Raw genomic sequence first — 21,201 nt, 5'->3', positions numbered from 1 at the left:
ACTAAGCGCTTGCTTAGTGTTACGATTCACAATGCCTGACACTGAGATGTTCGTCAACTGTTCTTCAGAACTAGACCCGTCTCACACCGCAGGCGAGACCATCGAGAGGATTCCCGTGCCCGACGAACCGTCCGCATCCCGAGCCGAGACCACTCGCGGCCGACTCCTCGCCGCAGCCCTGGAAGCCTTCTCCGAACGCGGGTTCCACGCGACGACGACCCGCGACATCGCGTCGACCGCCGGGATGAGCTCAGCAGCCGTCTACGTCCACTACCGGTCGAAGGAAGAGCTGCTCTACGAGTTGTCCCACAGCGGGCACGTCGCCACCATCGCGATGATCAACGACGCCGACGACCCGGACGCCGACCCGGCGACCCGGCTCGCCTCGGTGATGCGCGCGTTCAGCGAACACCATGCCAAGGGCCACACCAGCGCTCGAATCGTGAACTACGAGCTCACGGCGCTCGAACCCGATCATCTGCGAGAGATCCTGACACTCCGCCGCGAGATCACCCGCCGCGTCCGATCCATCGTCGACGCGGGTGCCGAATCGGGGCAGTTCGACGTCGACGATCCGCAGAGCACCACGAACACCCTCCTGTCCATGGGCATCGACATCGCGCGCTGGTATCGCGAGGACGGCCACCTCTCTCCCACCGAACTCGGCGACTTCTACGCGAGGACCAGTCTGCGCGTCGTCGGTGCGGGCGGATGATCTCGGCTGACCCGATGATCTGCGACACACCCGGGACCACCGGGAACAAATAGGTGGCCCCGTACGTCTGACAAGGTGTAGCAATGATGCACCGACCAGGTACGTCAATGATGAGACGGAGGAAGCCATGCCAGACATCGCAACGCCCGACACTGTCGTCTCCACCCCGCTGACACTCGCTGATCGCTGCGATCGGTGCAGCGCGGCGGCCAAGGTGCGCGCTGAGCTCCCCACCGGAGGCGAGCTCCTGTTCTGCCGCCACCACTACAACGACCACGAAGCCCGCCTCGTTGAGCTCGGCGCCGTGGTGACCATCGAAGCCTGATCCGGGGCGAGCACCCACAACAGACCAGAGGCGAGCCGATCGGCTCGCCTCTGGTCTGTGCTGTCGCGGTGTGCGCTACCAGCTTCGCAGAGCGGCGATGCGTTCGCGGAGCTGGTCGCCGGTGGCCATCGCGGTCGGCGGGCCGCCGAGGCGTTCACGAAGATCGTTGTGGATCTGGCCGTGCGGTTTGCCGGTGCGCTGGTTGTGCAGTGCAACGAGGGTGTTGAGTTCCTTGCGCAACGCGAGAAGATTCTCACTGGTCCGCTCGTTCGCGTTCGGCGCGGCCTTCGCCGCCTCCTCGTCGCGCGGACGGGACGACCGATTCGTCACCTGCTGAGCCTGCCGCTGTTGCAGGAGTGTGCGAACCTGGTCCGCGTCGAGGAGTCCGGGCAGGCCGAGGTAGTCCGACTCCTCCTCGGAGCCGACGAACGTCGACGTCCCGAAGGACGAGCCGTCGTAGATCACCTGATCGAGCTCGGCGTCGGCGTGCAACGACTGAAACGCCTTCTCCTCCTCACCCGGCTCATCCTTGCGCTTGTTGGCGTCGGTGAGCATCGCGTCCTCGAGCCCGTCCGACTCACGGTGCGGCTTGCCGAGGACGTGATCACGTTCTGCTTCCAACTCGCTCGCCAGTTGCAGCAGAACCGGGACGGACGGCAAGAAGACGCTCGCCGTCTCACCGGGCCTGCGCGAACGCACAAAACGACCGATCGCCTGCGCGAAGTAGAGCGGGGTGGACGCGTTGGTCGCGTAGACGCCGACCGACAGGCGCGGCACGTCGACGCCTTCGGACACCATGCGGACCGCGACCATCCACTCGTCGGTCGAGTTCGAGAACTCCTCGATGCGCGACGACGACTTCGGGTCGTCCGAGAGCACCACTGTCGGCTTCTTCCCCGTGATGGAGAGGAGCAGGTCGGCGTAGTCGCGGGCATTCTGCTGGTCGGTGGCGATCACCAGGCCGCCGGCGTCGGGCACACCCGACTCCCGCAGGCGCACGAGTCGTCGGTGCGCCGCGGTGAACACCGCGTAGATCCAATCGCCGTGTGGATCGAGTGCCGTCCGCCACGCGCGTGCGGTCTGTTCTTGAGACAGCGGTTCGCCGAGTCGCGCGGTGAACTCCTCACCCGCGCTGGTCCGCCAGCTCGCCTCACCCGAATAGGCGAGGAACACGACGGGACGGACCACGCCGTCACGCAACGCCTCGGAGTATCCGTACGTGCTGTCGGCCTTCGACCGCTGGCCGCCCCCGGGCTCGGGCTCGTAGGTCACGAACGGAATCGGCGAATCGTCCGACCGGAACGGGGTACCCGTCAGGGCCAGACGCCGCGTGGCGTCGCCGAAGGCCTCCCGGATCCCGTCACCCCACGACTTCGCGTCACCGCCGTGGTGGATCTCGTCGAGAATCACCAGCGTCTTGTACTGCTCGGTGCGCACCCGATGCCGATACGGGTGCGCGGCCACCTGCGCGTACGTGAGAACGACGCCGTCGAAGTCTGAACTCGTCGAGCCGGTCGAGTTGGAGAAGTTCGGATCGAGCGCGATCCCGTTGCGGGCCGCGGACGCCGCCCACTGATGCTTGAGGTGTTCGGTCGGCGCCACGACGGTGATGCGCTCCACCGTGCGGTCCGCCAGCAGTTCCGACGCGACGCGCAGGCCGAATGTGGTCTTGCCCGCACCGGGCGTGGCGACGGCGAGGTAGTCCGTCGGGTTCGACGTCAGGTAGCGAGTGAGGGCCCGTCGCTGCCATGCGCGAAGCGGTGCCCCCGAGACGATTCTGCGGTCAGTGTCGACATCGGTACTGGTCACCTTGCTCCTGTGGCTCGACTGTGGCTCGTCGTGCAGTCTCCCCCGCACCCGACCCGACGATTCTACCCGCCTCGCGGACTCGGTTCGCCACGCCAGGAAACCGGGTCGGTGATCGACCAGGCGACCCGCATCGGCCATGCTTGACACATCAACACCCACGGCACGTACCCCAGCGACGACGCCGCCGAGCTTCCACCGCCGGAGCCCGAGCAGGCGCGACGGCCGGTATTCCGGAGCATTCCACGGCTGCTGTGGCGCACCATCGTCAAGTCGTGGGACGACTCCATCATCGGATGGGCCGCCCAGGCGGCCTTCTGGCAGGCGCTGTCACTGCCGCCGCTCCTGCTCGGAGTGCTCGGCAGTATCGGCTACGTAGCCGGGTGGTTCGGCCCGGACACCGTCCAGGTCGTCACTGAACGGATTCTCTCGTTCGCCGACCGCACATTCACCCCGCAAGTCGTGAACGACCTGATCCAGCCGACAGTCGAGAACGTCCTGGGTCGAGGACGGGTCACGATCATGTCCGTCGGCTTCATCCTGTCACTGTGGGCGGGTTCGTCCGCGATGTCGTGCTTCGTCTCGTCGATCGTCCACGCGCACGGTCAGCACGACGTCCGGAATCCGGTGTGGCAGCGCATCTTCGCGCTCATCATCTATCTGTTCTTCCTGGTGATGGCGATCCTCGTGCTGCCACTGGTGGCCCTGGGGCCGACATATCTGCGGAACATCGTCCCCGCGTCATGGGGACCGGCGATCAGCGACCTGATCGACTGGCTGTACTTCCCTTTTGTCGGCCTCCTGCTGATCGGAGCCCTGTCGGCGCTGTACCGCTTCGCTCTGCCCAATCCGCTGCCGCGCAGGCGACTGGTGCCCGGCGCGATCCTCGCGGGCGTAGGGTTCTGGCTGACTTCGTACGTGCTCCGCTTCTACCTCACCGCGGTCACCGACGCCGGGTACACGTACGGCGCGCTGGCGACGCCGATCGCGTTCCTGCTGTTCACGTACTTCCTCGGCTTCGCGATCGTGGCGGGCGCCGAGCTCAACTCAGTGATTCAGGAGTTCTGGCCTGCGAGGGAGGACGGGGCCGTCGTCCGGCATTGGGTCACGTCGCAGACCACCGAGCTGACCGACACTCTGCGGAACCGCGCCGTCGGGCGGCGCGGTTCCCCGGATTGACCGGCTGATTCGCAGCGTCTTTGTTACTTCTTCATCTTCTCGTAGACCTTCTTGCACTTCTCACACACCGGCGAGCCGGGCTTGGCCGCCTTCGTCACCGGAAAGGTCTCACCGCACAGGGCAACGACGTGAGTGCCCATGACGGCGCTCTCGGCCATCTTGTCCTTCTTCACGTAGTGGAAGACCTTGGGAGTGTCGTCGTCCTGCTCGGTCCGTTCATCGATATCGGGCCGTTCAATCGTCTGCGTTGCCATACAGCCATTGTTACGCACTGTGGAAGGATCGGGGTATGGCGCGCGACGAATCCGACCCCACGACATTCTTGATCACCGGCGCCGACGATGACCTCGAGGCGGTGTACCGGGCCCGCAAACGGCGTTACCTCATCATGATGTCGATCCGTGTTCCCGCGCTGATCATCGCTGCGATCGTGTACTCGATGACGCAGAACGGGTGGATCGCGTTGGCCATCATCGTCGTGTCGATTCCGATCCCCTGGATCGCCGTTCTGCGGGCCAACGACCGCGAACCCCGCAAACGCGGCGAGGTTCCGACATACCACTACGGCGGCGGGTACACCGTCGGGCAGGCCGAGTTGGCCGCCGAACCGTCCCGCGACCGTTTCACCGACGACGATCACCCGGTGATCGACGCCGAGATCGAGGCTCCGGATCAGTCCGGGGACACAGCAGGCGGGAACACAGCAGACGGACAGGACTCAGCACGATGATCGAACTCAAGACTCCAGCCGAAGTCGAGAAGATGGCCACGACCGGCCGCTTCGTGGCCCAGGTCCTCGACGATCTAGCACGCCGAGCCGAACCGGGCGTCAACTTGCTCGACCTTGAGCAGCGCGCACGAAAGATGGTCGCCGACCGCGGAGCCGTCAGCTGCTACTGGGACTACGCGCCGTCGTTCGGGAGCGGCCCGTTCGGCAACGTGATCTGCCTGTCGGTCAACGACGCAGTCCTGCACGGCCTGCCCCGCGACCACGTGCTCGCCCCCGGCGACGTGTTGACTCTCGACTTCGCGGTCTCGATCGACGGGTGGGTGGCCGACGCCGCCCGCACGGTACGCGTGGGCGTAGAGGACGATCCGACACACCCCGACGCCCGGCTCATCGCATCGACCGAACGAGCGCTCGCGGCAGCGATCGCCGAGATGGTTCCGGGCCACCGACTCGGTGACGTGTCCTGCGCGATCGGCGAGGTCGCCGACGCCGAGGGATACCGAGTGAACACCCAGTTCGGCGGACACGGTCTCGGTCGGACGATGCACGAGGATCCGCACGTCCCCAACCTCGGCCGTCGCGGCAAAGGCCCGCTCCTCCGTCCCGGAGCGACGCTTGCGCTCGAGCCGTGGTGGGCGATCGGAACCGAACGGCTCGTCGCCGATCCGGACGGCTGGACCCTGCGGTCGGCCGACGGGTCGATGACGGCGCACTCCGAGCACACGGTCGCGGTCACCGACGACGGCCCACGGATCCTCACGACCCTCGACTGACCCGCCAGGCGGTCATCCGGCTGACGGTCCGTGCGGCGTCGGGAAGCGTGCGAGTCAACGCCGATGCCAGGTCGTCGCGCTCGCAGGACGCCCACACGTCGACCCGGACGTCCGAGTCGTGTGCGACGTCGAGGACCGTCGCCCATCGTGCAAGGGGGTCGACGCCGTCCGGGATGTCGACTCCGACGATCACCCAGTGATCGAACCGTTCGGCGAGCTGCAGGTAGTCCGCAGCAGCGGTCGGCGCCTCGCACAGAGCTGCGAAATCCATCCAGGCAGTCCGGCCGTCAGTGCCCGACAGGCGAACAGCTCTCGCGGGCGCACTCCACGTGCCGACCGGTGGCGGCCCAGGCGCCGCCCCGACGATCCACTGGCCGCCGCGGAATCCCGACGTGCCGCCACCTGCCCGCAGGTCACGTGTTCCACCGACGTCGACCATCGTGAACACCTCGTCGATGAACGCGACCGTCGGCTCGAAGCCGACGTGAAAGAGCGGGTTCGGCATCTGCTCTGCCGGAGTTCGGTTGGACGTGACGATCACTCTGATCTCGCGTGACGTCAGAGCCCGCAGAATCCGATCCAGGAACACGCCGTCTGCCGGATCGTGCACGGCGAACTCGTCGAGGCACAGCACGTCCACCCCGCGTAGCACGTCGTCCAGTCCGCCACGCCATCCGCCGTTCCTGTCGATCGCCGCATGGATATCGGCGAAGAACTCGTGGACGTGACGGCGACGCACGGTCGTCCCGGTGGCGGAGACGACGCAGATGAACCAGTCGACGACCTGCGTCTTCCCCCGACCGGGCGGTCCGCACAGATACAGATGCGCGTCGCCGGCCAGCGCCTCCGCCGCGGCGGACTGAGCGTCGGTCAGTCTCATTCCGGCACGCGACGCCTCCCGTGTGATCCCGTCGACGATCGTGTCTGCGGACATCACCGTCGTGCGCGCCCGCCGCCGCAGTCGCGATCTCGCGATGGTGAATCCGTTCATGGCCGAGACTCTACGTTCATAGAGTCTGGTTGGATGGCAGACGTGCCCGACCTCACTCGGCGCGACGCAATATGCGACGCCGCCCTCGAACTGGCCGCTGACGGCGGCAACCGCGCGGTGACCCACAGCGGCGTCGATCGGCTCCTCGAACTGCCCACCGGGTCGACCTCGTACTACTTCCGCACCCGTCGAGCACTCCTCGACGGCGCCGTTCGGCGTCTCACCGATCAGTCCCGCGCCGCGTTCGCCGCCCTCGCCCCGGCCTATCCCGCCGAGGCCGTCGGCGCCTACCTGCACACCCTCGTGACCGATCGGAGTCGCGACGTGCGCGCGAGATTCGCATTGGCCTCCGACACCTCACACGACCACGAGCTTCGGAACGACCTCGCGCACTGTCTCTTCTCCCGTGACGGCGCAACCGCGCTGTTCGCTTCTCTCGGCTCCCCCACACCGGCGGCCGACGCCGCCGACCTGCTGGTCTTCTGTGAGGGAATCGCGGCGTCGCATCTGTTCGGCGCGACGCCGACACCGGCCGAATTGACCGCAGCGGTTCGTCGACGTTTCGGCCTGTAGAAGGTCTCAGAGACTTCTCAGGGACCTCGGGAACCTTTCGTCGACCGAACACGTTGAACCTCGTGAACGCACACGAACAGCGCACACTTGGAGGTCGTATGTCTCGCACGACGATTGCACGCCCCACTGCAGTTCCCGCCGCCCGGACCCGCCCGGCACTGACAGAGCAGGATCTCGACGCTCAGTCACCATCCGCCGACCTGGTCCGCGTCTACCTGAACGGCATCGGCCGCACGGCCCTGCTGAACGCCGAGCAGGAGGTTGAGCTCGCCAAGCAGATCGAAGCAGGTCTGTACGCGAAACACCTCCTTGCAACCAAGAAGCGCCTGACGGCCGCCAAGAAGCGCGATCTGAACATCATCGCTCGCGAGGGCGACGCCGCGCGTGCCCATCTGCTCGAGGCCAATCTCCGCCTCGTCGTCTCGCTCGCCAAGCGCTACACGGGCCGCGGCATGCCGCTCCTGGACCTCATCCAGGAAGGCAACCTCGGTCTGATCCGCGCGGCCGAGAAGTTCGACTACGCGAAGGGCTTCAAGTTCTCGACGTACGCCACCTGGTGGATTCGTCAGGCGATCAGTCGCGGCATGGCGGACCAGAGCCGCACGATCCGCCTGCCCGTCCACCTCGTGGAGCAGGTCAACAAGCTCGCCCGCATCCGTCGTGAACTGCACCAGCAGCTCGGACGCGAAGCGACCGACGACGAATTGGCCGCGGAGTCGGGCATCCCCGCTGAGAAGATCGCCGACCTGATGGATCACAGCCGGGACCCGGTGAGCCTGGACATGCCCGTGGGATCCGATGAGGAGGCGCCGCTCGGCGACTTCATCGAAGACTCCGAGGCGACGTCGGCAGAGACCGTCGTGATCGCCAATCTGCTCCACTCGGACATCCGGTTGGTGCTCGGCACCCTCGACGAACGTGAGCAGGCGGTCATCACGATGCGCTTCGGACTCGACGACGGCCAGCCGCGCACACTCGACCAGATCGGCCGTGCGTTCGGGCTGTCACGCGAGCGCGTCCGGCAGATCGAGCGCGACGTGATGGGCAAGCTGCGCCAGGGCGACCGGGCGGACAAGCTGCGCGCATACGCGAGCTGATCCGCCCGGGTACGTACTCCTACCCGAGCCGCCTCGGCCCGGTGTCCGCGAGAGTGGGCACCGGGCCGACGCGTATCCAGGCCCCCAACACCGCGATGCCGTCCGCCGACGCGAGGACCGGGTCGCATCGCACACTGCGGATCTCCGGCACCGCGTCGACCAGCGCCGAAACTCGCAGCAGCAGGTCCACGAGGTGCTCGGTGTCGACGGCGTCGTCCACCGGCCCACCTTCCAACAGCATCGCGGCCTGCGGCTCCACGACCAGCTCTCGCGCGTCCGCCTCGGTCAACGGCACGGCCCGGTAGCCACGATCGCCGAGGACGTCGAACAGGCGACCCGACAACCCGAAACTGAGGAGCGGGCCGAAGGAGGCGTTGTCGGTCACCGAGATCGACGTGCCCAAGCCCTTGGGCGCCATCTTCTGCACATGTAGCACCGTGTCACCGGTCAGCGCCTGCAGCTCGGCGAACGCGGTCAGGACGCTTGTGGCATCGGGCAGGTCGAGCCGTGCGCCTTCTCGGTCCACTCGGCCGACCCAGGACTTCGACGTCGCCTTCACTGCGACCGGGAAGCCGAACTCACGTGCGGCGGCCGACGCCTCCTGCATCGTGCGGACCTCGCGGAACGGCACCACGTTGATGCCGAAGTAGGCGAGCACTCGCGCCGACTCGACACGGGTGAGCTCGCGCGGGCCGTCGGCCATCGCCTCGCGGACGAACGACCGGGCGTCCTCGGCCGCAGCACCCTCGAACGTTCGAACCTGCGACGGCGGACGCGACCTCCAGGCGGAGTACTTCCACGCGTGCGCGAGCGCATTCGCAGCGCGTTCCGGTGTCGAGTACGACGGGATCGAACCGCGCACGGGCATCCCGTCAGGACCTGAGCGGGATAACCCCGGCGGCACACCCTCCACCGCGAGGAAGGTCGTGACCACCGGCTTCGCGGGCACGTCTCCCCCGTCCGCGGGCCGCACCGCCTCCATCAGACCGTGTGCGTAGTCGGCTGCGTCGACCGCGACCGGCGGCACGAACACCACGATCACCGCATCAACGGACGTGTCGTTCATCGCGACGGCGACGGCCGCTGACAGATCCGGCTGCGTCACCGCGGGACCGAGATCGACCATGGCCACGACGTCGAGTCCGGAGGCGCGCGCCGTGTTCGCGGCCAAGGACGCGATGACCGACGAGTTGCCGATGATCGCCGTTCGAGGGCCGGCCGGCAGCGGCTGGTAGGCGAGGATCGCCCCACAGTCGAACAGCTCGGTCAGCGTCTCAACCTGGATCACCCCGGCCTGGCCGAGCACCATGTGTGCGATGGCGTCGTCGCGACCGGCTTCACGGGTCCGTGCCGCCCGGCTCTGCGTCATCGCGCCGCGTCCGGACTTGATCGCGACGATCGGCTTCGACGCCGCCACACGTCGGGCGATTCGGCTGAACTTGCGCGGGTTTCCGAAACTCTCCAGGTAGAGCAGCACAACGTCGGTGCGCTCATCGGTGTCCCAGAATTGCAGCACGTCGTTGCCCGACACGTCGGCACGGTTTCCCGCCGACACGAACGTCGACAGGCCGAGCCCACGATGGGCGGCGGTGTCGAGGATCGCGATGCCCAATGCGCCCGACTGGCAGAAGAAGCCGACCCGACCCGGGCCGGGGACGCGGGGTGCGAGGGTCGCGTTGAGCGCGATGTCGAGGTCCGCGTTGATGACTCCGAGCGCGTTCGGCCCCACCAACCGCATCCCGTGGGCGCGGACCCGCTCGGCGAGGCGGCGTTCGGACTCCAGCCCGGCCTCGCCGCTCTCACCGAATCCCGCCGACACCACGACCAGCGTCCGGACGCCCTTGGCGAGACAGTCGCTGAGCACGTCGTCCATGCCCGCGGCGGGGACGGCGACCACGGCGAGGTCGACCGGATCGGGAATGGCGCGGACACTAGGGTACGACCTGATGCCACGCACCGACGGCGGGGCGGGTCGCGGTTCGCGGACCGGCCTGCGATGAGTCGGCGCCGCGAACCTGGAGACGTGCTGCTCCGGCACGGGTTCCTTGTCGACCGTTGCGCCGGGGCCGTTCACCGGGAACACGGGCCCGGTGAAACCGCCCGCGATGATGTTCGCGAGCAGGACGTTGCCGACCTTCTTGGTGTCCGTCGACGCGCCGATCACCGCGATGGACTGCGGATGAAGGAGATTGGCGATGCTCCGCGCCTCCGACGCGCGTTCCCGAGCGTTGCGCACCGATGTGAGAGCTTCGCTCGGGTCGATCAGGAACTCAACGTGCACCGTGCTTCCGTCGAATGCACGGCTCACCTGGTATCCGGCGTCGCGGAACACCGCGACCATGTTCGGGTTCTCCGAGAGCACTTCAGCCTCGAAGCGAGTGAATCCGTGTTCGGCTGCTGCGCCGGCGAGATGCTCGAGCAGGATCGGCCCGAGGCCACGCCCCTGATGATGGTCCGCCACGACGAACGCGACTTCGGCGGATTCCGGTTTGCCGTCGGCCGCCAGTCCTTCGTAGACACCCATCGCGATGATCTCGTCACCGAGGAGGGCCAGGAAGGCGGCGCGGTTCTTGTAGTCGACGGTGGTCATGCGGACCACCTCGCGTGGCGGCAACGTCGGGGTGGGTCCGAAGTAGCGGAGGTACCGCGTGCGCTCACTCAACCCGTTGTGAAACTCGACGAGGGCGTCGGCGTCGGCGGGGACGATCGGTCGGAGGTGAACGACGCCGCCGTCCGAGGCCAGTACGTCGGCGACCCAGTGGCGGGGGTATTCGGTGTCAGTCACGGGGGTCCTCCGGGTCGAGGCCGTGCAGCGGAAACACGGCGCGGCGGGTGGCGAGGATCGCCTTGTCGGTCTGTCGTTGGGCGTTCTCGGAGATGCCGTCCGGAGGTGGCGCGCCGGTGTCGCCGTCCCACGGCACGTAGGCGAGGTCGCCGCCGTCGCCCATCGTCGACTCGGGCGGACGCGAATAGTCGGGGTGGACGGCCTGCTCGGCCGCGGCGGCCTCGGCGAGCCACTCGGCGCCGATCGGCGTCGTCGGGTCGACGTCACGGCCGAGCGCCATGCCGATCAGATGTGTCCAGGCGCGCGGCACCACGTTGATCACGCCGTATCCGCCGCCGCCGACGGCGAGCCATCGCCCGTCGCAGTACTTGTCCGCGAGGTCTCGCAGGGCACGCATGGCAGATGCCTGGCCGTCGACGGTGAGAGCCAGATCGGTGAGCGGGTCAGCGACGTGAGAGTCCACACCCGCCTGTGTGACGATGATCTGCGGCTTGAACGACGCGATCATCGCCGGGACGACGGCGTGGAACGCCCGAAGCCACAACCGGTCGGTGACGCCGGGCATGAGGCCGAGGTTCACCGATGCGCCCTCCGCGTGTCCGTCGCCGATCTCGGTGGTCCATCCGGTGCCCGGCCAGAGCGTCGCCGGGTGCTGGTGGACGGAAACGGTCATGACGCGCGGGTCGCTGTAGAACTGGTGCTGGACGCCGTCGCCGTGATGGGCGTCGATGTCGACGTACGCGATCCGGTCGTATCCCTGCGCCAGCAGCCACTCGATGGCGATCGAGCAGTCGTTGTAGATGCAGAAGCCCGCCGCGTGACCCGGCATGGCGTGATGCATGCCGCCTCCGATGTTCACCGCACGAGTCACCGCCCCCGAGGTGATCGCTTGCGCTGCGGCGAGAGTGCCACCGACCAGCATCGATCCTGCCTCGTGCATCGATTCGAACACCGGGTTGTCGTCGTTGCCCAGCCCGAAGAGTCGCTGCAACAGCGCATTGTTGGACGCGGTGGCCCCCGACCCGACGGCACGCACCGCGTCGATGTACGACTGCGTGTGGACGGTCGAGAGGATCGTGTCGTCGACCGGGAGCGGTTCGGCGGGATCGACGTCGTCGAGCAGGCCGAGGCTCCGCGACAGCGACATCGTCAACGCGAGCCGGATCGGGCTCATCGGGTGGGTGTACGCCCACTTGTAGTCGAGGAAATGATCACTCCAGATGATCGCGGCATTCACCCCGACCACGCTATAGGTTGTCCCCGCACGCATGTGGCCGACACTCGCCGAATCGAGTGACCCGACCGGTAGTCAACGCAGCCCGATCACTTTGGGTAACCTGAGAGTTCAGCGAAAGGACCATGGCTGCCGTGAACGATCTTGTCGACACCACCGAGATGTACCTGCGGACGATCTACGACCTCGAAGAGGAGGGAATCGTCCCCCTCCGCGCACGCATCGCAGAACGTTTGGAGCAGAGCGGCCCGACCGTGTCGCAGACTGTTGCGCGCATGGAACGCGACGGGCTGGTGCGAGTCGCCGGCGATCGCCACCTCGAACTGACTCCGGCAGGCCGTTCCCTCGCCGTCTCAGTGATGCGCAAGCATCGCCTCGCCGAGCGTCTGCTCGTCGACGTCATCGGCATGCCGTGGGAAGAGGTCCACGACGAGGCATGCCGCTGGGAGCATGTGATGAGCGAGAACGTCGAGCGACGCCTCCTGGCCGTCCTGGACAACCCGACCACATCGCCCTACGGCAACCCGATTCCCGGCCTCGAAGAGCTCGGCGTGCAGCCGACACCGGATTCGGGCGACACAGTGGTCCGCCTCGTCGACCTGCCTGAGGGCGAGTCCGCGGTGATCGTGCGACGGATGTCCGAGCACGCGCAGGCCGATCCCGAGTTGATCGCCGACCTTCGCGAGGCCGGTGTGGTCCCGAATGCTCGCGTGAGTGCAACTGTCGGACCGCGAGCCGTCATCATCAGCACGCCCGGCCACGAGGGCCTCACGCTGTCGTCGGAGATGGCGCACGCGATTTTCGTCGTCCCCGCCTGACCGTCGTCCCCGCCTGACCGTCATCCTGCGGCACTGTAGGTCGCGGGCGGGATCTGAACCCCGAGGCGGCGTGCGAGATCGAACGACAGGTCGGCGAGCCCGTCGAGGTCCCGTGGACGCATCCCGTTGAGAAGTGCCGTGTCGAGCAGGTTGGCGAGTGCGTACGACGGATCCGCCGCATGCGCCGCCTCGAACGCGACGGACGCCATGGCCCCCGATCCCTCCATGTAGTGCAGGTATCCGAGGAGGGTGGCGGCGGCCGCGCGCGGCGTCCCGGAGAGTCGTCTCGTGAGGTCGAGCCACATTTCTTCAGCCGCTTCGCGGTGGACCGTGAGGCACAGGCCGAGGAGTGCGTCTCGAACGTGGACCGAGCTCAACGCATCGGCCAACGCGTCCACCCGGGCGCACGGCATGGTTTCGCAGCGACCCGCCGAGCGAGCCAGGACGGTCGCGTACACGAGCGCGAGCCGATCTGCGTCGGTGCTGGTCGACGGACCGTGAGCCGGGATCGGAGCGCCCGCACGACAAGTGTCCGAGTCGTCACAATGCGGCGCCGACGCGAGAAGGTCGGTCATCTCCGAGCGACGACGAAGGATGCCGCGTCCGTGCTCTACTGCCTTCGCCAACGCCACCGGTGAGCACTGAGGGTCACTGAGCACACCCTACTCGGCGATGTCGATCGGAAACATCGCGAACGGTGCCGCCGACCGCCACACTGTTCGCCACGCCGCCCCTTCTGACATGTCCCCGACGGCGAAAGCAGCCGTCACTCCCCCGGCGGGCCGGAGCGCGCGGTGCAGTTCGCGGAACAGGTGTGTGAACGCCGGATGGTCTGGCGGGAAGCGGTCGTCGACTGCGACCGCGATGACATTCGCCGTGCCGTAGTCAGCACCGAGATCGGCGAGCTGGGCGAACACCTTCTTGAGGGCCGCGGGCGGTCGTCCGCCGCGAGTCCACAACAGATCGTGCCGCATCGTAGCGGTGACCTGTGATTGAGCGTCGAAGCACATCAGGACGATGGACCGTTCCGGCACGAACCCGAACAGCGCCGGAATGGCAGCGAGAAGCGGATCGGGGTCGGCGACGGTGGTTGAGCCCTGGATACGAGTGGTGATGGTGATCTTCATGCGCTCACTGTGCGCCCGGAATCACCTCGTCGACGGCGGCGAGGGCCATCTGTGGACGACTGATTCGATTGTCCACAGATTCACCTGCGGTGATGCCCCGCCTCGGGGGACGTGCGCTTGGTCAGTCGCCGAACGCGGCTGCGGACGCGGCCTCGAAGAGCGTGCGCGTCGCAGCCTCCTCGTCGGCGGACAGCGACGCCGACGGATACCGGTTCTGGACGTACAGCCGGGTCGAGCCCTCCTGTCGGACCAGCTCGTACACGTGGGCGTACGCGGTTCCGTTGGTGATCAGGTCGCGGCGGTTGACGATCGTCTCCGTCGACGTGTCGACAGTGGTCGTCACGGTTGTGCCGACGGTGCCGCCGAGTCGGAACGTCTCACAAATGCCGTCGACGAAGTCGGCCCGGCTGTCGGACGCGCGTGCGACCATAACGGTCAGCGTGCCGCCTGCTGGGCCGCCGGGGCCCACCACGACGTGTGCGCTGCCGACGTCAACCGGCGCCGGGGTGCACTCCTGGGGATCGTTCGCCACGCGCAGCGGGCGGAACGTGATGTCGGCGATCGCTCCGGGCACTCCGGACTCGGGAACCGCGGTCGCAGGGCCGTACGGGAACGCGGACACCTCAACCACCTTCGTCGAGAGATCGGGTTCGCGGACGGCGCCGCCGTCCACACCACACGCGGTCACGCCGGCCAGCACGGCCATCGCAACAACACCACACTTCACTCCAGTCACAACCTGCACGCCCCTCACTGTGCCACGTCTGCCACCTGCGGGGAATGGTCGCATCGGAAACCGTGTTGAAGCGCATGACTCCCGTACGGGACAATGGAAACTCTTGTGGTGCACTCGACGCACCATCGTCAAGGAAGGGGCAACCGTGGACGACAACTCGATGGAGCCGCGTTCGCTGTACGAGCTCGAATTCCCTGCACCCGCCGTCTCCGGCGCCGAGGGCGACGGCCCGGTGCTGATCCACGCGCTCGAGGGCTACGCCGACGCCGGGCACGCCGTTGCGCTCGCCGCATCGCACCTGCGCGACGCCCTCGACACCGAACTCGTCGCGACGTTCAACACGGACGAGCTGATCGACTACCGGTCACGTCGACCGATGATCTCGTTCTCCGGCACTCAGTTCGACGGCATCACCATGCCGAAGCTGACCATGCACGCCGTCAAGGACAATGCGGGCGTTCCATTCCTGCTGCTGGAGGGCCCCGAGCCCGACCTGCGGTGGGACCGGTTCACCGAAGCGCTCGCCGCCCTGGCAGAGCACTTCGGAGTCTCCCAGGTCGTCGGTCTCAACTCGATCCCGATGGCCGTCCCCCACACCCGGCCCGCGTCGGTCACCGCGCATGGCACCGACAAGGACGCGCTCGCCGACCTCAACAAGTGGGGCAACCCGTTGAAGCTGCCCGCGAGCGCGTCGATGCTGCTCGAACTCCGGCTCGGCGAGGCGGGCTACCGCACCGCGGGACTGTCCGCGCATGTGCCGCACTACCTGGCACAGACGAACTATCCGGCCGCCGCCGCGTCGCTGGTCGAGAACATCGGCGTCGTCACCGGTCTGGACCTGCCGATCGCCGCGCTGACCAACGCGGCCGCCGAAGTGCGTAAGCAGATCGACGGCGAAGTCGAGGGCAACGAGGAGATCTCGTCGGTCGTCGCCGCACTCGAGAACCAGTACGACGCCTACATGAGATCGCAGGAGGAGCAGGCCTCTCTCCTCGCGCCGGACGAATCCATGCCCACCGGCGACGAACTCGGCGCCGAGTTCGAGAAGTTCCTCGCCGAACACGCCGCCGAGTTCGGCGACCCGGATGAAGGACGTGATCAGGTCTGATCGACCAGACCCCCACCACACCTGAACCGCTGCAGCCCACCGAGAACGAGGACCTCGCGTTCGAGAGGTTCTCCGACTGGTGGGCTGCTCGCGGTATCGACATGTACCCGCATCAGGAGGAGTCGCTCCTGGAGCTCGTGTCGGGCAGCAACGTCATTCTGGCGACGCCGACGGGCTCGGGAAAGTCGCTCGTGGCGTCCGGAGCGATCTACTTCGCACGGTGCCGCGGGCAGCGCGCGTACTACACGGCACCCATCAAAGCCCTGGTCAGCGAGAAGTTCTTTGATCTGTGCGAGCAGTTCGGCGCGGAGAACGTCGGGCTGGCGACCGGCGACGCCTCGGTCAACTCCGATGCGCCGATCGTCTGCGCGACCGCTGAGATCGTGGCCAACATCGCCCTTCGTGAGGGTCCCGAGAGCGACATCGGTGTGCTCGTGGCCGACGAATTCCATTACTACGGCGAGTCCGACCGCGGGTGGGCGTGGCAGGTGCCGTTGATCGAACTCCCGAACACACAGTTCCTCCTCATGTCCGCGACTCTGGGCGACACGTCGTTCTTCGTCGACGACTTGACCAAGCGCACCGGTCGGGCAACAGTGCCCGTCACGGGTGTGGAGCGGCCGGTGCCGTTGGAACACCGGTACGCTATGACTCCGATCCACGAGACCATCGAAGAACTCGTCTCCGTAGGCCGTGCACCGGTGTACGTCGTTCACTTCACCCAGCAGCAGGCGGTGGAACGCGGGCAGGCGCTGCTGTCGGCCAAACTGTGCACCAAGGAGGAGAAGGCCGCGATCGTCGAGGCGATCGGTGACTTCGCGTTCAGCACCGGATTCGGCGGCACCCTCAGCAAGCTTCTGCGCTCGGGCATCGGTGTGCACCACGCGGGCATGCTCCCCCGGTACCGCCGCCTCGTCGAACGCCTCGCACAGGCCGGACTCCTCAAGGTCGTCGCCGGCACAGACACCCTCGGGGTCGGGATCAACGTTCCGATCCGCACCGTGTTGTTCGCCGGCCTCACCAAATACGACGGCAACCGGGTCCGACGCCTGCGAGCCCGCGAGTTCCATCAGATCGCCGGACGCGCAGGACGCGCCGGGTACGACACCGTCGGATACGTCGTGGCCCAGGCGCCCGATCACGACGTCGAGAACGCCCGTGCGCTCGCCAAAGCCGGCGACGATCCGAAGAAGCTGAAGAAGATGGTGCGACGCAAAGCACCGGAGGGCTTCGTGAGCTGGGGTGAGCAGACGTTCACCACCCTGATCGACGCTCCGGACGAAGAGATGCGCTCCCATTTCCGGATGACGACCGCCATGCTCATGGAGGTCATGGAGCGGCCAGGCGACTGCTTCGCCGCACTCCGTCATCTGCTCGAGGAGAACCACGAACCGCGCAACCGTCAGTTGCGCCACATCAAGCACACGATCGCGCTCTACCGTGACCTGTGCGAGACGGGCATCGTCACCAGACTCGACAGTCCCGCGCCCGACGGCAAGAACGTGGAGCTGTCGGTCGATCTGCCGGAGAACTTCGCACTCACCAACCCGCTGTCGGCCTTCGCCGTCGCGGCGTTCGAGCTTCTCGACAAGGAATCCTCGACCTACACACTCGACGTAGTGTCCGTTGTCGAGAGCATCCTCGAGGATCCCCGTCCCGTGCTCATCGCCCAGCGCAAGGCGGCCCGTGATGCGGCGATCGCCGAGATGAAGGCCGACGGCATCGAGTACGAGGAGCGGATGGAGCGCCTCGAGGAGATCACCTGGCCGCAGCCGCTCGCCGAGGAGATCGGTTTCGCGTACGAGGTCTACAAGCGGGGCCACCCGTGGCTCGCAGGCTCGACACCGTCGTGCAAATCCGTCCTTCGACACATGCGCGAACGGTCGATGACATTCGCCGAGTTGATCTCCCAGTTCGGCCTGGCCCGCAGCGAAGGTGTTGTACTGCGGTACTTGACGGATTGCTACCGAGCGTTGTCGAACGGTCTGCCGATGTCGGCCGTCACCGACGAGATCGAAGACCTCACCGACGAACTCGGTGCGCTCATCCGCGGGGTGGACTCCAGCCTGCTCGACGAGTGGGCCGAGCTCACGGGTGCGCAGGTCTGACGGGAACGGTGACGTCACCGCTCTGGGCAACGAGCTCGGTGATGTCGGCCGCCAAGGCGCGGTACGCGTCGGCACGTCCCGACGACTGTCGGTAGACCAGGCCGATCCGGCGGCCGGGTCGCGGCCGCGCGAACTCCGCGACGGCGAGTGCACCGGCGGCGGTCTCCACCGCTACCGACGTCTTCGGTATCAGCGTGACGCCGAGTCCGCCTTCGACACACTGCACGGCCGTGGTCAGCGACGCGGCACGCGTCTGCTGAAGATCGGGCTGTACGCCTGCGCTCTGACACACGTCGAGGGCCTGGTCCCGCATGCAGTGGCCTTCGTCGAGCAGCAGCAACGGCAGGTCGGCGAGCAGCTGCGGTGACAGCCGTTTACGCCCCGCGAGCGGATGATCAGCAGGCAGCGCCAACAGGAAGTCCTCGTCGTACATCGTGACCTCGCCCAACGTCGCGACACCGGTCGGCAACGCGAGCACCGCGGCGTCGAGAGTCCCGTCACGCAGTTGTCCGAGCAGCCGATCCGTCTGGTCCTCTATCACCATCAGGTCGAGAGACGGACGCCTCGACGCCAGTCCCCTCAGCACTCGCGGCAGGATGTACGGCGCGATGGTCGGAATGAATCCGAGGCGCAGCCGACCCACGAGCGGATCCAGATCCCCTGCCGCGTCGAGCAGAAAGTCGTCGACCGCGTCACAGGCGGCGATGGCCGCGGGGAGCAGCCGCGCACCCTCGGGAGTGAGCATCACTCGTCGTGTTGTGCGTTCCACCAGCTGGAGTCCGAGGCCCGCTTCGAGACCCGCGAGGGCCTGGGACAGTGAGGGTTGACTCACACCGAGATCCGTTGCTGCCGTTCCGAAGTGGAGCTTCTTCGCGACGGCGACGAAGGCGCGGAGTCCGCCGATCGACGGCTGATAGCTTTGATTGACCATGCCTATCAGTATAGTGCGTGTCATCACGTTTACTTTCTAACCGTTTAGGGGCACACTGGAGGCGAGCCCGAGCGACGGTCACCCCGGCACGCTCGCGGCGGATCGATTCTCATCGCACCCCTTTCAACGAAAACAGGAGTACGTGTCATGGCATTGCTGACCATCGGCGACCAGTTCCCGGCCTACAACTTGACCGCAGTCATCGGCGGCGACCTCTCGAAGGTCGACGCGCAGCAGCCCGACGACTACTTCACCACCGTCACCTCGGACGACTACGCGGGCAAGTGGCGCGTCGTCTTCTTCTGGCCGAAGGACTTCACCTTCGTCTGCCCCACCGAGATCGCCGCCTTCGGCAAGCTCAACGACGAGTTCGCGGACCGCGACACCCAGGTCCTCGGCGCCTCGGTCGACAACGAGTTCGTCCATTTCCAGTGGCGTGCACAGCACGAGGACCTCAAGACCCTTCCCTTCCCGATGCTCTCGGACCTCAAGCGTGAGCTCGCCGAGGCCGCAGGCGTCCTGAACGCCGACGGTGTCGCCGATCGCGCGACCTTCATCGTCGACCCGAACAACGAGGTCCAGTTCGTCTCCGTGACCGCCGGATCCGTCGGTCGCAACGTCGACGAGGTCCTCCGTGTCCTCGACGCCCTGCAGTCGGACGAGCTGTGCGCCTGCAACTGGAAGAAGGGTGACCCCACCATCAACGCCGGCGAACTGATGACCGCCTGATGAGCATCGACAACCTGAAGAGCGCTCTCCCCGAGTTCGCCAAGGATCTGAAGCTCAACCTCGGCTCGATCAGCCGCACCACCGTGCTGACCGAGGAGCAGTTGTGGGGCACACTGCTGGCCACCGCCGCAGCCACCCGCAATGCGACCGTCCTCAAGGAGATCTCCGACGAGGCCGCCGACACCCTGTCCGCGGAGGCGTACAACGCCGCCCTCGGCGCGGCGTCGATCATGGGCATGAACAACGTGTTCTACCGCGGTCGTGGATTCCTCGGCGGCAAGTACGACGACCTGCGTCCCGGACTGCGGATGAACATCATCGGCAACCCCGGCGTCGACAAGTCGACGTTCGAGCTGTGGTCGCTCGCCGTCTCGGCCATCAACGGCTGCGAGCACTGCGTCGGCGCACACGAGAACGTCGTCCGTGAAGCGGGCGTCGACCGTGAAGCCGTCCTCGAAGCTCTCAAGGTCGCGTCGATCGTCGCAGGCGTCGGCCAGGCGATCGGCATCGCCGAGACCCTCGCGTAACGCCGCATTCAGCTGCACACACCGGTGCCCCGTCGATCAGTCGACGGGGCACCGGTGTTTTGTCAGTCGTGTGTCTTCTCAGTCGCGGTCTGCGCCGATGTCGCCTCCCGCGCCGTGCCAGTCCGCGATGTCCTCCGAGCTCGCCCAGCGGGTGAAAGTCGGCGACTGCGGCCAGCCGTCCGGGACGTCCTGCCATTGCTCCTGCCTCCCGTACGGCAGCAGGTCGAGCAGCCCGAACACCGAGGAGATCTGTTCGACGCCACGGCTGAACGTCTGCCATTGATGGAACACCCGATCGCCGGCGCGGACAAATGTATTGAGGGCGAAGCCTCCGCCCGCCGGAGCCCCGACGTCTGCGCCGAAGTCCGTCCCCGCACACGAATACCAGGACATCCGGTTGCCCGTCGCCTGTTTGTAGGCGACGAGCTCGTCGATCGGTCCGTTGCTCACGATGACGAACCGCGCGTCGTACGCGTCCAGCCCTTCGAGGCGGACGAATTGCGAGGTGAACCCGGTGCACCCGGAACACTGCCACTGTGCGCCGTCGGCCCACATGTGGTTGTACACGACCAACTGGGAGCGGCCGCCGAAGACACCGGCGAGAGAGACCTTCGAACCGTCCTCGGCGGTGAGCACGTATTCGGGGAGCTCAACAACCGGCATGCGCCTGCGTTGCGCCGCGATGGCGTCGAGTTCACGGGTGGCGGCCTTCTCTCGCTCGCGTAGGCGCTCGACGTCGACCTGCCACGCCTGTCGATCCACAACCGGCGGAATCGGATTCTCCGGACATGAGTCCTCCAAGTGTCGCGATGGTCAGCAGAATCCACGGTAGGCCGCCACAGCGGGCCCGGTCATCGAATGAGCGAACCCCTCCGCTCGCGATTCTCGCGTGCGGAGGGGTTCGTCTTC

Annotated in this window: 20 protein-coding genes and 1 pseudogene; 12 read left to right on the top strand and 9 right to left on the bottom strand. The window is 66.8% G+C overall.

Annotated elements, in window-relative coordinates; genetic code table 11:
• The first annotated feature begins 115 nt into the window (after nt 1-115).
• Together JVX90_RS06995 and JVX90_RS06990 are read left to right on the top strand one after the other, a co-directional pair.
• Complete coding sequence (locus JVX90_RS06995; RefSeq protein ID WP_205331660.1) at nt 116-715, top strand: TetR/AcrR family transcriptional regulator; 600 nt, start codon at nt 116-118, stop codon at nt 713-715.
• 127 nt (nt 716-842) lie between these two features.
• Nucleotides 843-1,040 carry a hypothetical protein gene (locus JVX90_RS06990; protein WP_205331659.1) on the top strand — a complete coding sequence of 66 codons (198 nt, stop codon included), beginning with the start codon at nt 843-845 and terminating at the stop codon, nt 1,038-1,040.
• A 75-nt stretch (nt 1,041-1,115) separates the two neighbouring features.
• Here the strand turns inward: JVX90_RS06990 and JVX90_RS06985 are convergent, their stop codons facing one another.
• Entirely contained in the window at nt 1,116-2,849 is a 1,734-nt protein-coding gene (locus tag JVX90_RS06985) for a DEAD/DEAH box helicase (RefSeq protein WP_205331658.1), read from the bottom strand.
• 147 nt (nt 2,850-2,996) lie between these two features.
• On the opposite strand from JVX90_RS06985, the gene JVX90_RS06980 reads away from it, so the two are divergent.
• Nucleotides 2,997-4,025, top strand: a complete 1,029-nt coding sequence (locus tag JVX90_RS06980) for a YihY/virulence factor BrkB family protein (protein ID WP_205332313.1) — start codon at nt 2,997-2,999, stop codon at nt 4,023-4,025.
• Nucleotides 4,026-4,048: 23 nt separating this feature from the next.
• Here JVX90_RS06980 and JVX90_RS06975 read toward each other — a convergent pair whose 3' ends face one another.
• Nucleotides 4,049-4,279 carry a DUF3039 domain-containing protein gene (locus JVX90_RS06975; protein WP_008379238.1) on the bottom strand — a complete coding sequence of 77 codons (231 nt, stop codon included), beginning with the start codon at nt 4,277-4,279 and terminating at the stop codon, nt 4,049-4,051.
• A 35-nt stretch (nt 4,280-4,314) separates the two neighbouring features.
• Between JVX90_RS06975 and JVX90_RS06970 the strand changes: the two genes are divergently transcribed.
• Nucleotides 4,315-4,755 carry a DUF3099 domain-containing protein gene (locus JVX90_RS06970; RefSeq protein WP_205331657.1) on the top strand — a complete coding sequence of 147 codons (441 nt, stop codon included), beginning with the start codon at nt 4,315-4,317 and terminating at the stop codon, nt 4,753-4,755.
• The gene (gene map / locus JVX90_RS06965) at nt 4,752-5,528 is read left to right on the top strand and encodes a type I methionyl aminopeptidase (RefSeq protein WP_205331656.1); all 777 of its coding nucleotides are present in this window, start codon (nt 4,752-4,754) and stop codon (nt 5,526-5,528) included. The genes JVX90_RS06970 and map overlap by 4 nt, the downstream gene beginning before the upstream one ends.
• Here the strand turns inward: map and zapE are convergent.
• The gene (zapE, locus tag JVX90_RS06960; protein ID WP_240194084.1) at nt 5,512-6,519 is read right to left on the bottom strand and encodes a cell division protein ZapE; all 1,008 of its coding nucleotides are present in this window, start codon (nt 6,517-6,519) and stop codon (nt 5,512-5,514) included. The genes map and zapE overlap by 17 nt on opposite strands.
• Before the next feature lie 33 nt (nt 6,520-6,552).
• On the opposite strand from zapE, the gene JVX90_RS06955 reads away from it, so the two are divergent.
• On the top strand, nt 6,553-7,092 hold the full coding sequence (locus JVX90_RS06955) for a TetR family transcriptional regulator (protein ID WP_205331655.1): 540 nt from the start codon (nt 6,553-6,555) through the stop codon (nt 7,090-7,092).
• A 98-nt stretch (nt 7,093-7,190) separates the two neighbouring features.
• Complete coding sequence (locus JVX90_RS06950; RefSeq protein WP_008379244.1) at nt 7,191-8,189, top strand: sigma-70 family RNA polymerase sigma factor; 999 nt, start codon at nt 7,191-7,193, stop codon at nt 8,187-8,189.
• A gap of 19 nt (nt 8,190-8,208) precedes the next feature.
• Here JVX90_RS06950 and JVX90_RS06945 read toward each other — a convergent pair whose 3' ends face one another.
• Nucleotides 8,209-10,974 carry a bifunctional GNAT family N-acetyltransferase/acetate--CoA ligase family protein gene (locus JVX90_RS06945; RefSeq protein ID WP_205331654.1) on the bottom strand — a complete coding sequence of 922 codons (2,766 nt, stop codon included), beginning with the start codon at nt 10,972-10,974 and terminating at the stop codon, nt 8,209-8,211.
• Nucleotides 10,967-12,211 (bottom strand): acetoin utilization protein AcuC, encoded by a 1,245-nt coding sequence (locus JVX90_RS06940; RefSeq protein WP_205331653.1) that lies wholly within the window; start codon nt 12,209-12,211, stop codon nt 10,967-10,969. The genes JVX90_RS06945 and JVX90_RS06940 overlap by 8 nt, the downstream gene beginning before the upstream one ends.
• Before the next feature lie 131 nt (nt 12,212-12,342).
• On the opposite strand from JVX90_RS06940, the gene JVX90_RS06935 reads away from it, so the two are divergent.
• Nucleotides 12,343-13,026: a metal-dependent transcriptional regulator gene (locus JVX90_RS06935; protein ID WP_205331652.1), complete on the top strand. Its 684-nt coding sequence runs from the start codon at nt 12,343-12,345 to the stop codon at nt 13,024-13,026.
• Nucleotides 13,027-13,046: 20 nt separating this feature from the next.
• Here the strand turns inward: JVX90_RS06935 and JVX90_RS06930 are convergent.
• Nucleotides 13,047-14,153 (bottom strand): annotated as a pseudogene (locus tag JVX90_RS06930) (DUF4192 domain-containing protein).
• A 121-nt stretch (nt 14,154-14,274) separates the two neighbouring features.
• A complete protein-coding gene (locus tag JVX90_RS06925; protein ID WP_240194083.1) occupies nt 14,275-14,898 on the bottom strand; it encodes a hypothetical protein in 624 nt (207 codons plus the stop codon).
• Nucleotides 14,899-15,034: 136 nt separating this feature from the next.
• On the opposite strand from JVX90_RS06925, the gene JVX90_RS06920 reads away from it, so the two are divergent.
• Nucleotides 15,035-15,997 (top strand): PAC2 family protein, encoded by a 963-nt coding sequence (locus tag JVX90_RS06920; protein ID WP_205331651.1) that lies wholly within the window; start codon nt 15,035-15,037, stop codon nt 15,995-15,997.
• Nucleotides 15,998-16,098: 101 nt separating this feature from the next.
• On the top strand, nt 16,099-18,105 hold the full coding sequence (locus JVX90_RS06915; protein WP_240194082.1) for a DUF3516 domain-containing protein: 2,007 nt from the start codon (nt 16,099-16,101) through the stop codon (nt 18,103-18,105).
• Here the strand turns inward: JVX90_RS06915 and JVX90_RS06910 are convergent.
• A complete protein-coding gene (locus JVX90_RS06910; RefSeq protein ID WP_205331650.1) occupies nt 18,086-19,036 on the bottom strand; it encodes a hydrogen peroxide-inducible genes activator in 951 nt (316 codons plus the stop codon). The genes JVX90_RS06915 and JVX90_RS06910 overlap by 20 nt on opposite strands.
• Before the next feature lie 147 nt (nt 19,037-19,183).
• On the opposite strand from JVX90_RS06910, the gene JVX90_RS06905 reads away from it, so the two are divergent.
• Both JVX90_RS06905 and JVX90_RS06900 read left to right on the top strand, forming a co-directional pair.
• The gene (locus tag JVX90_RS06905; RefSeq protein ID WP_008379253.1) at nt 19,184-19,765 is read left to right on the top strand and encodes a peroxiredoxin; all 582 of its coding nucleotides are present in this window, start codon (nt 19,184-19,186) and stop codon (nt 19,763-19,765) included.
• The gene (locus JVX90_RS06900; RefSeq protein WP_205331649.1) at nt 19,765-20,292 is read left to right on the top strand and encodes a carboxymuconolactone decarboxylase family protein; all 528 of its coding nucleotides are present in this window, start codon (nt 19,765-19,767) and stop codon (nt 20,290-20,292) included. Before JVX90_RS06905 ends, JVX90_RS06900 begins: the two co-directional genes overlap by 1 nt.
• Nucleotides 20,293-20,370: 78 nt before the next feature.
• On the opposite strand, the gene JVX90_RS06895 is transcribed toward JVX90_RS06900, so the two are convergent.
• On the bottom strand, nt 20,371-21,093 hold the full coding sequence (locus JVX90_RS06895) for a DUF899 family protein (RefSeq protein ID WP_205331648.1): 723 nt from the start codon (nt 21,091-21,093) through the stop codon (nt 20,371-20,373).
• Nucleotides 21,094-21,201 lie beyond the last annotated feature (108 nt).

This window comes from Gordonia sp. PDNC005, assembly GCF_016919385.1.
GTDB lineage: Bacteria > Actinomycetota > Actinomycetes > Mycobacteriales > Mycobacteriaceae > Gordonia.
The sequence above is the reverse complement of the archived record's forward strand: the minus strand, read 5'-3'. Positions and strand labels throughout refer to the sequence as shown.